The organism is Streptomyces sp. CNQ329 (assembly GCF_000482585.1).
In genome coordinates, this window is the sequence record NZ_AXVU01000020.1 from 119,921 (window position 1) to 129,311 (window position 9,391).

Consider the following 9,391-nt stretch of genomic DNA (forward strand, 5'->3'; position numbering starts at 1 on the left):
GGGCGTCCGTACCCCTGCGCCCGCCCCTCAGACGTCCAACTGATCGGCGACGGCCCGGAGCATCCCGGCGATCTTGCGGCCGTGTGCCTTGTCCGGGTACCGGCCGCGTTCGAGCTGCTGGGTCACGCTCTCCAGCAGCGTCGTCAGATCCTGCACGATCGAGGCCAGCTCGTCCGGCTTGCGCCGCTGCGCGGCCGCGACCGACGGGGTGGGGTCCAGCAGCGTCACGGACAGCGCCTGGTCGCCGCGCTGCCCGGCCACCACGCCGAACTCGACGCGCTGACCCGGCCGGAGCGTCTCCACCCCGTCCGGCAGCACCGACGAGTGCACGAAGACGTCACCGCCGTCGTCGCGGGAGAGGAAGCCGAAGCCCTTCTCGCTGTTGAACCACTTGACTTTGCCGGTAGGCACGTGTCGTCGCCCTGTCTTCGTTTTCGTACTCGCTGCCGAAAGAGCAGGAGAGCGGGTCCAGTGACCCGCCACCTCAAGGCTAATGGTCCCCCGCGCGGTGACAAGATGTCGCCGGGTGCTTCCTCAGCGCATATCCCGCGCCCTCTACCCTGGTTGCGTGAACACCGAAACCTCCCGCCCCGGGGATCTGCTCGTGCGCGCCGGAGCGATCGTCTTCCTCGTCGGCGCACTCGGCACGTTCGCCACGTTCGTCCCGTTCTTCATCGGGGCGGATCCGCTGCCCACGCCCGCGTATCTGGTCTCGATGCTGATGGGCGTCGGCTTCGGGCTGGCGCTGGCCGGGCTCTTCCGCTCCGCGTCGGCGGCGCGGCGCGAGATCCGGCAGGCGGCGCCGTAGGGGCCGAGGCCCCCCCGCGTACGTCCCGCGCGGCTCCGTACCTCCCGCGGGCCAGGCCCTCCCGGCCGCCTCCTGCTTCGCAGCCCTTCGGGCCCTTCGGCTCTCAGCCCGCCGGCGCACCCGCCCGGTGCTGCGCCAGCCACTCCGGGAACGCCGTCAGATCCGGCAGGACGACATCCGCCCCCGCCGCCCGCAGCTCCGCCGCCGGGCACGGACCGGTGGCCACCGCCACCGACAGCACCCCCGCCGTACGCGCCCCGGCGACGTCCCCGACGTGGTCGCCGACGTACGCCGACGCCCCGTACTCCGTCAGGGCCTCCGCCTTCGCATCCGCCCACAGCCCGCCGACCACCGCGTCCGGGTCCAGGCCCAGGTGGTCGATGTGCAGCTTCGCCAGCGGGCGGCTCTTGGCGGTGACCACGAGCGCCCGCCCGCCCGCGGCCTGCACCGCCGCGATCGCCGCGGCGGCGCCGGGCAGGGCGGTGGCGGGGGCGATGCCGTGGTCGGGGTAGAGGGCGCGGTAGCGGTCGCCGAGGGCGGCCACACGGTCCGCGGGGAACCAGTTCGCCAGTTCGCTCTCCACCGGCGGACCCAGGCGGGAGATCACGAGGTCGGTGTCGACGTACACGCCGGTCTCGGCGACGAGCGCCTCGTACACCGCCTTGATGCCCAGCCGGGAGTCGATGAGGGTCATGTCCAGGTCGAAGCCGACGGTGAAGGACGGCGGCGGGGAGGAAGTACGCACCCCTCGATTCTGCCCGCCGCGGATGGCGACGGGACAGGCGGTGCACCGGGAGGGGGTCCGGGCCGCCGGCGCTTCGACGGGCGGGGCACCACCCACAGCCCTGCCGGCGCGCCCCGGGCCGCCCTACGTGCGCAGCCGTCGCCGTGCCCGCCACAGCAGGAAGAGCGTCGAGGCGACCGCCGCGAGCCGGACGAGGGCGGGCAGCATGTCCGAGAACTCCTGCCCCAGCGTCCCCTCCTGCAACGGCTCGCCCCACCGCTCCTGCTGACGCCCCCACAGCCACGCCAGCCCGGCGAACCCCACCGTGCCCGGCACACCGAGCGCGGCCCACTTCTTCTCCGCCATCGACAGCCGGCGCGAGGTGTACACCAGCGCCCAGCCGACGACCGACGCCATCCACTGACCGAGCGCGGCGCCCCCCAGCAGCGCGCCCATCGCCAGCACCTCCATCATGCCGGCGCTGCGCAGCAGTTCGCGGGTGGCGGTGGCGCGGCGGCGCGGGGGCGAGGGCTCCTCGTCCTCGTACGCCTCCTCGTCCTCCGCCTCCGCGGCCTCCCGGCGGGCCTGCTTGGCCTTGGCGGCCCGCGCCGCGCGGGCGGCGTTCGCCGCCCTGGCGGCCTTCGCGGCGCGGGCGGCGCGGCCCCCGGCGCCCCCGCCGCCCTTCCGGGCACCCTCCTCCTCGTCCTCCTCCGCGTCGCCGGCCTGCTGCTCCGGCGGCTGGAACAGCTCCGGCAGTTCGATGCCGCCGGTGAACCCCGGCACGGTGTCGGCGCCGCCGCCGGCACCGGGCATCGGGCCGGCCGACGGACCGGGCTCCACGCGCCACCAGTCGGGGTCGGCGTGCGTGCGGTCGAGTTCGTCCTCTCCGGCGAGGTGCGGCGGCGCGGCGGCGGTGGGGGGCGGCTCGGCGGGCGGGGTGAAGTCCTCGGGCGCGGGCCGGGGCACCCCGGGAGCGGGGCGTGCGGCCCGCTTCTGCTCCCGGCCGCCCGGCTCGGTGCCGGTACGCGGCCGGGGCAGCCGGCCCAGCCACCCCTCGGACCCGCCGACCCGTGGCCGCGGCAGCCGCGACGCGAGACCGCCGCCGGCCGGCGGCTGCCCGGGCTCCACCGCGACCTCCGGCACCGCGGAGGCGGGATCCCGTTTGGCGGCCTCGACGATGTCTCCGGGACTGCCGAACCGGGCGAGGACCTGCTTGACCGCGGACACGCTGTGCGCGCCCTCGGCGGCGCGCACCTTGTCGATACTGGCCCGCAGTTCGTTGACCAGCCGCATGCGCTGTCCGGAGGGCAGGGCACGCTGCTGTGCGATGTCGCCGACGCGGCTCAGGTAGTCGTATACGAGCTGGTCGCTCTCGATGCCCACCGAATCCCCTACGGCCGTGCGCTGTTGACCTCTCGACCGTACCGCGCGCACGGCCGCCCCCTCGCCCCCGCGCACGGCGCTCCGCGCCCGCGGCGGCCGGTGCGCCGCGCGTCCGCGGCGGCCGACCGCATACGCTGCGGCGGACAGGCATCCCCCCGCGACAAGGAGCCTCCGTGGACCCCGTGGACCCCGTGGACCCCCTGGACCCCGTGGCCGACCCCACCGCCCGGCTGCGCGCCGCCGCGCTCGACGCCTGGGCGGCGTCGGCCGCCCGCTTCCGGGAGGACGCCAACGCGGAGGAGGACCTGGCCCTCGGCGGCTACCGCGACCGCCTGGTGGTCGAGCTGGCCCAGAACGCCGCGGACGCGGCGGCCCGCGCGGGCGCGGCGGGCCGCCTGCGGCTGACGCTCTCCCGGGACGCCGCCGGCCCCGGCGGGCCGGCCGGGGTGCTCACCGTCGCCAACACCGGCGCCCCCCTCGACGCCTCCGGCGTCGAGTCGCTGTCCACCCTGCGGGCCTCCGCGAAGCGGGGGGAGGACACCGACGAGGCCGTGGGGCGGTTCGGCGTCGGGTTCTCCGCCGTGCTGGCCGTCAGCGACGCGCCGGAGGTCGTCTCCCGCGGCGGCGCCCGGGTGCGGTGGTCGCTGGCGGAGGCGCGGGAACTGGTCCGTACGACCGCCGCGCGCAACCCCGCGCTCGCCGACGAAGCCGCCCGCCGCGACGGCCACGTCCCGCTGCTCCGCCTCCCCCTGCCCCTCGCGGAGACCGGCGCACCGACCGTACCCGAGGGGTACGACACCGTCGTCCGTCTCCCGCTGCGCGACCCGGCCGCCGCCGCACTCGCCCGCCGTCTGCTCGCCGCCATCGACGACGCACTCCTGCTCGCCCTGCCCGGCCTCGCCGAGGTCGTCGTCGAGACCGACGACGGCGTACGCACGCTGCGCCGCCGCGAGGACGGCCCGTACACGGTCATCGAGGACACCGGCCGTACCGGCCGGCGGTCCCGCACCCGCGCCGGCGGCCCCGCGACCGCCGAACCGGACACCGCGCCGCCCGTCCCCGAACCCACCGCCGTCCGCTACCGCACCCGCACCGCCGCCGGCCGCCTCGACCCCCACCTGCTCGCCGACCGCCCCGTCGAAGAGCGCCTGCGCCCCACCTGGACCGTCACCTGGGCCGTCCCCGTGGCCCCCGACGGCACCCCCGCCGCACCGGCCACCGCCCCCGTACTCCACGCCCCCACCCCCACCGAGGAACCCCTGGGCGTCCCGGCGCTCCTCATCGCCTCCTTCCCTCTCGAACCCACCCGCCGCCACCTCGCGCCGGGCCCTCTCAGCGACTTCCTCGTCGCCCGCGCCGCCGACGCCTACGCCGGACTCCTCGCCGACTGGGACCCCCTGACCCCCGGCACCATCGACCTCGTACCCGGACCCCTCGGCCGCGGCGAGCTGGACGGCGCCCTGCGCGCCGGGATCCTGCGGCTGCTGCCCGGCATGGCGTTCCTGCCGCCCGCCGCGCCCGAAGAAGGCGCCAAGCCGCAGCCGCTGCGCCCCCGCGACGCGCTCATCGCCGAGGGCGCGGGCGCCGAGACGGTGCGCCGGCTCGGCGACGTCTTCCCGCATCTGCTCCCCGCCGGTCTCGAACGCCGCGGCGAACTGCGCACCCTGGGCGTCGCCCGCGTGCCGCTCGGCGAACTCGTCGAGCGGCTCAGCAGCGTCGAGCGCCCCGCCGCCTGGTGGCACGGCCTCTACGGCTCCCTCGCCGGCACCGACCCCGAGGAGCTGGGCGGCCTGCCGGTGCCGCTCGCCGACGGCCGCGTCGTCGTCGGCCCCCGGCAGGTGCTCCTGCCCGCCGGCGGCGACGACCGGCAGTCCGCCCGCCTCGCCCGGCTCGGGCTGCGCGTCGCCGACCCCGTCGCCGCGCACCCCGTGCTGGAGAAGCTCGGCGCGGTGCCCGCCACGCCGCGCGCGGTGCTGACGACGCCGCAGGTGCGGGCGGCGGTGGCGGGGTCGCTGGACGCGGGGGAGATCTGGTTCGACGAGGGGCCCGAGCAGGGCGCGCCGGGGCCGGAGGAGCTGGCGGACATCGTCCTCGGGCTGGTCCGCGACGCGCACCTGGAGCCGGGCGACGAACCGTGGCTGGCCGCCCTCGCGCTGCCCGACGAGGACGGCGACCCGGCCCCGGCCGGCGAACTCGTCTACCCCGGCAGCCCGTTCGCCGCCGTCATCCGACCGGGTGAGCTGGCGGTCTGCGCCGCCGACCTGGTCGAGCGGTGGGGCGAGGAGCCGTTGACGGCGGTCGGGGTGCAGGCGGACTTCGTGCTCGTACGGGCCGAGGACGTCGTCCTCGACCCCGACGAGCTGGAGCCCCGCGACGCCGCCTACCCCGAGGCGGACGACCCCGGGCTGCTCGACGCGGTGGACGTGTGGTGCGAGGACGTGCTCGACCAACTGCCGGAGACGCCCGTACCGCCGGTGCTCACCGAACTGGTGGGCGTGCGGGACCTGGACCTGGTCGACGACGCGCACTGGCCCCGCGCGCTCGCGCTGCTCTCCCGCCCGCCGCTGCGCGAGGCGCTGACCCGCCCGGCACGCGTCCTTCTGCCGAACGGGGAGGCGTTCCCCGTACGCCCGTACACCGCCTGGTGGCTGCGCGGCAACCCCGTACTCGACGGCCGCCCGCCCGCCGGCCTGCGCGCCGAGGGCGGCGACCCGCTGCTCGTCGGGCTGTACGAGCCGGCCGACGCCTCCGCGGTCGGCGACGAACAGGTCCTGCGCGCCCTGGGGGTACGCACCTCGGCCGCCGCCCTCCTCGACGAACCCGGCGGCGCCGCGGAACTCCTCGCCCGCCTCGCCGACCCCGCCCACGACGTCACCCCGGGCCGGCTCCACGCCCTGTACACCCTGCTCGCCGGACTCGACCCGGCCGACGTGACCCTCCCGGACGACCTCCGCGCGGTCCGCGACGGCGCCACGGAGGTGGTACCGGCCGGCGAGGCCCTGATCGCCGACGCCCCCGACCTGGTACCCCTGGCGGCCGGCCACCCCCTGCTCCCGGTCGCCCCGCCGCAGGCGGCGGCGCTGGGGGAGCTGCTCCAGGTCCGGCGGCTGACGGAGGCGTACGAGGCCCCGGTGGAGACGGCCGGCGACACCCGCGACGTCCCGGCGCCCGTACGGGACCTGCTGGGCCCGGACACCCCGGCGACGTACGAGGAACACGGGCGGCTGACGGCCGGCGGCACCGAACTCGACTGGCGCCGCACCCCGGACGGCACGCTCCACGCGGCGACGCTGGAGGGGCTGGCGGCGGGGCTCGCGTGGGCGACGGGCCAGTGGGGGCGCCGGTTCGAGGCGGCGGCGCTGCTGGAGGACCCGACACGGACGCGGGAGCTGGCGCAGGCCCGCTGGTTCGACTGAGAGGGCGGAACCGGGAGGGGCCGGACGAGCGGAACGACGGGAGGGGCCGGACGAGCGACAATGCCTCGTACGGCCCCCGGGGCGGGCGCGCCCCCGGCCGCCCCCGCCGGGACTACGCGGCCGGAGCCAGCTCCTCCGCCCGCTGCGACGGCACGAACGCGACGTGCTTGCGCCCCCGCCGCAGGTCTATCCGCAGCCGCAGCCCGCCGACCCTGGCGAGCACCAGACCCACGGTGAGGGCGGCCACCGCCGATATCACCCCGCAGGTCAGGAACCCGATCCGGGCGCCGAAGGTGTCCGTGGCCCAGCCCACGAGCGGGCCGCCGATCGGGGTCCCGCCGACGAACACCATCACGAACAGGCTCATCACCCGCCCGCGCATGGCCTCGTCCGTGGCGAGCTGGACGTTGGCGTTCGCGGTCGTGTTGAAGAGCAGCCCGAACGCGCCCAGAGGCACCAGCAGCGCCGCGAAGAGCCAGAACGCGGGCGACAGCGCCGCGACGATCTCCAGCACCCCGAAGGCCAGCGCCGCGAGCACCGTCAGCCGCATGCGGCTGACGCCCCGCCGGGCCGCGAACAGCGCGCCGCCGAGGGAACCGGCGGCCATCAGCGAGTTCAGCAGTCCGTACGTGCCGGCGTCGCCGTGGAAGACCTCGTCCACATAGGCCGTGAGCCAGATCGGGAAGTTGTAGCCGAACGTGCCGATGAAGCCGACCAGGACGATCGGCCACAGCAGCTCGGGCCGCCCGGCGACGTACCGCAGGCCCTCGCGCAACTGCCCCTTGCCGCGCGGTGCCCGCTCGATGCGGTGCAGCTCCGCGCTGCGCATGAGCAGCAGCCCGGTGATGGGGGCGAGGAACGACAGCCCGTTCAGCAGAAAGGCCCAGCCGCTGCCGACGGCCGTGATGAGCACACCGGCGACGGCCGGCCCGAGAAGCCGGGCGGTCTGGAAGTTGGCGGCGTTGAGACTGACCGCGTTCTGCATCTGGTCCTTGCCGACCAGCTCGGCGACGAACACCTGCCGCGCCGGGTTGTCGACGACGGTGGCGAGGCCGAGCAGGAACGCCATGAGGTAGACGTGCCACACCGTCACCGCTCCGCTCAGCGTGAGCGCCGCGAGCGCGAGGCCGATGAGGCCCATGGCTGTCTGGGTGGCGAGGAGCAGCTTGCGCTTGGGCAGCCGGTCGGCGAGGACGCCGCCGTAGAGGCCGAACAGCAGCATCGGCAGGAACTGCAGCGCGGTGGTGATACCGACGGCGGTGGCGGAGCCGGTGAGGCTGAGCACCAGCCAGTCCTGGGCGATGCGCTGCATCCAGGTACCGGTGTTGGAGACCACCTGGCCGCCGGCGAAGAGCCGGTAGTTGCGGATCCTCAGCGAGCTGAAGGTGCCGCCTCTGCTGCTCTCCTCTTCTGCTTCGTAGTCATCGGGTGTGGGTGCGGGTGCGGAGTCTGCTCCGGGTCCCGTACTCAAGGCGTTCTCCTCCGGTCATCGTCCTTCGTCAGCGTGGTGCAGCCTCCGTCATCGGCAGGTGGGCGAGCTTTTCGAGCACCGGCGCGGCGTCGCGCAGCGTGGCCCACTCCTCCTCGGACAGACCGCCGGCCAGCTCGGCCAGCCAGGCGTTGCGCCGGCGGCGGCTCTCCTCGAGCATCGCCTCGGCCTGCTCGGTCTGGCTGACGACCTTCTGCCGCCGGTCCTCCGGGTGCGGATCCAGCCGGACCAGCCCCTTGCTCTCCAGCATGGTGACGATGCGCGTCATCGACGGTGGCTGGACGTGCTCCTTGCGCGCCAGCTCCCCGGGGCCGAGCGGACCGCAGCGGAAGAGCGTGCCGAGCACCGACATCTCGGTCGGGCTCAGCGACTCGTCCACGCGCTGGTGCCGCAGCCGGCGGGTCAGCCGCATGATCGCGGAGCGGAGCGAGTTCACCGCGGCGGCGTTCTCCTCCTGGGACAGGTCAGGCATGTTCATTAGAATACCTCATTACTTTGGCTAAGTAAAATCCAGGAGTCGAGACACAGGAGTCGAGACAGAGGAGATTACGGCCTGAGTGTCCGCGCCATCCGGAGGGATGGCCACGCGTGGGAGGGGTCGGCTCCGGATGGGCTGCGGGTGACGCTGGGTGCCACGGGGGACGTATGCGCTGGATCTGCGGACAGAGGGGCGCAGTGCGACCAGAGTGCGCAAGGGGTGTAGAGGGCAACTTCCTCGACCGCGTCCGCACCCACGCGGGGATGCCGGAGAGGCCGGTGCAGGGGTACGTGCCGCAATGACTGGGACGCAATGACTGGGACGTAACGACTGGGACGTAACGACTGCGACGAAGCTTCCGCGCGCCGGCGGAAGAATCCGGCCTGCCTCGCCACTGACAGGCGTCTGCGTCGAGTCCGGCGGCTGCCAACGCGAACCCATGGCGGGACGGCGCCCGCGGAAAGGTGCGGTGTGCCGGGGGGCCGGGCCGACTGGGCGGGGTCGTCGCCCGGGGATGGGATCGCGTCCCGCCGGGTGGTGCAGCCGTTCTGGCGAGCGGAAGGCCGAGGTCGCGTGGCTGCGGCGCCCTCCCCTCCGGCGGGCCGGCCGGGGGCGGGCAACCCGCGACCGGCGAGGACCGCCGTACCGGCGCCCGCGGAGACGTGTCTGCCGCCATCGAAGCGGGCCGCCCGGGCCCGACGCCTACACCACTGCAAGGGATGCGACCCCGGCCGGTGTACGGGGGGTGTCGGTGTCGGGGTGGGAGTCCGGCGGTGACGGAGGCGGTGTCGGAGGGGTCCGTGTCGGGGTGGGCGGTGCCGTGCGGCGGGCCGGGTGCGGGGGTGTCGGTGTCGGGGTGGGCGGTGTCGTGCGGCGGGCCGGGTGCGGGGGTGTCGGTGTCGGGGCGGACGGTGCCGTGCGGTGGGCCGGGTGCGGGGGTGTCGTGCGGCGGGCCGGGTGCGGGGGTGTCGGTGTCGGGGCGGACGGTGCCGTGCGGCGGGCCGGGTGCGGGGGTGTCGGTGTCGGGGTGGGGCGGTGTCGTGGGGGCTCCCCCCGGGCCACCCCGCTTGTTGATTGTCGGGCCTGCGTCCGG

7 protein-coding genes are annotated in these 9,391 nt (G+C 75.7%); 2 read left to right on the forward strand and 5 right to left on the reverse strand.

Going from position 1 to position 9,391, the window contains the following annotated elements:
• Nucleotides 1-27: 27 nt before the first annotated feature.
• Entirely contained in the window at nucleotides 28-411 is a 384-nt protein-coding gene (locus tag I003_RS0115925; RefSeq protein WP_018836124.1) for a cold-shock protein, read from the reverse strand.
• A gap of 157 nt (nucleotides 412-568) precedes the next feature.
• Here I003_RS0115925 and I003_RS0115930 point away from each other — a divergent pair, with 157 nt between their 5' ends.
• Nucleotides 569-808, forward strand: a complete 240-nt coding sequence (locus I003_RS0115930; protein ID WP_027772433.1) for a hypothetical protein — start codon at nucleotides 569-571, stop codon at nucleotides 806-808.
• A 103-nt stretch (nucleotides 809-911) separates the two neighbouring features.
• On the opposite strand, the gene I003_RS0115935 is transcribed toward I003_RS0115930, so the two are convergent.
• On the reverse strand, nucleotides 912-1,553 hold the full coding sequence (locus I003_RS0115935) for an HAD family hydrolase (RefSeq protein WP_486584241.1): 642 nt from the start codon (nucleotides 1,551-1,553) through the stop codon (nucleotides 912-914).
• 123 nt (nucleotides 1,554-1,676) lie between these two features.
• Complete coding sequence (locus I003_RS0115940; protein WP_027772435.1) at nucleotides 1,677-2,915, reverse strand: hypothetical protein; 1,239 nt, start codon at nucleotides 2,913-2,915, stop codon at nucleotides 1,677-1,679.
• A gap of 182 nt (nucleotides 2,916-3,097) precedes the next feature.
• On the opposite strand from I003_RS0115940, the gene I003_RS0115945 reads away from it, so the two are divergent.
• Nucleotides 3,098-6,331 carry a sacsin N-terminal ATP-binding-like domain-containing protein gene (locus I003_RS0115945; protein WP_051368268.1) on the forward strand — a complete coding sequence of 1,078 codons (3,234 nt, stop codon included), beginning with the start codon at nucleotides 3,098-3,100 and terminating at the stop codon, nucleotides 6,329-6,331.
• 112 nt (nucleotides 6,332-6,443) lie between these two features.
• Here I003_RS0115945 and I003_RS0115950 read toward each other — a convergent pair whose 3' ends face one another.
• Entirely contained in the window at nucleotides 6,444-7,802 is a 1,359-nt protein-coding gene (locus I003_RS0115950) for an MFS transporter (RefSeq protein ID WP_027772437.1), read from the reverse strand.
• 28 nt (nucleotides 7,803-7,830) lie between these two features.
• Nucleotides 7,831-8,292, reverse strand: coding sequence for a MarR family transcriptional regulator (locus tag I003_RS0115955; protein ID WP_027772438.1), 462 nt, complete (start codon nucleotides 8,290-8,292; stop codon nucleotides 7,831-7,833).
• Nucleotides 8,293-9,391: the final 1,099 nt, after the last annotated feature.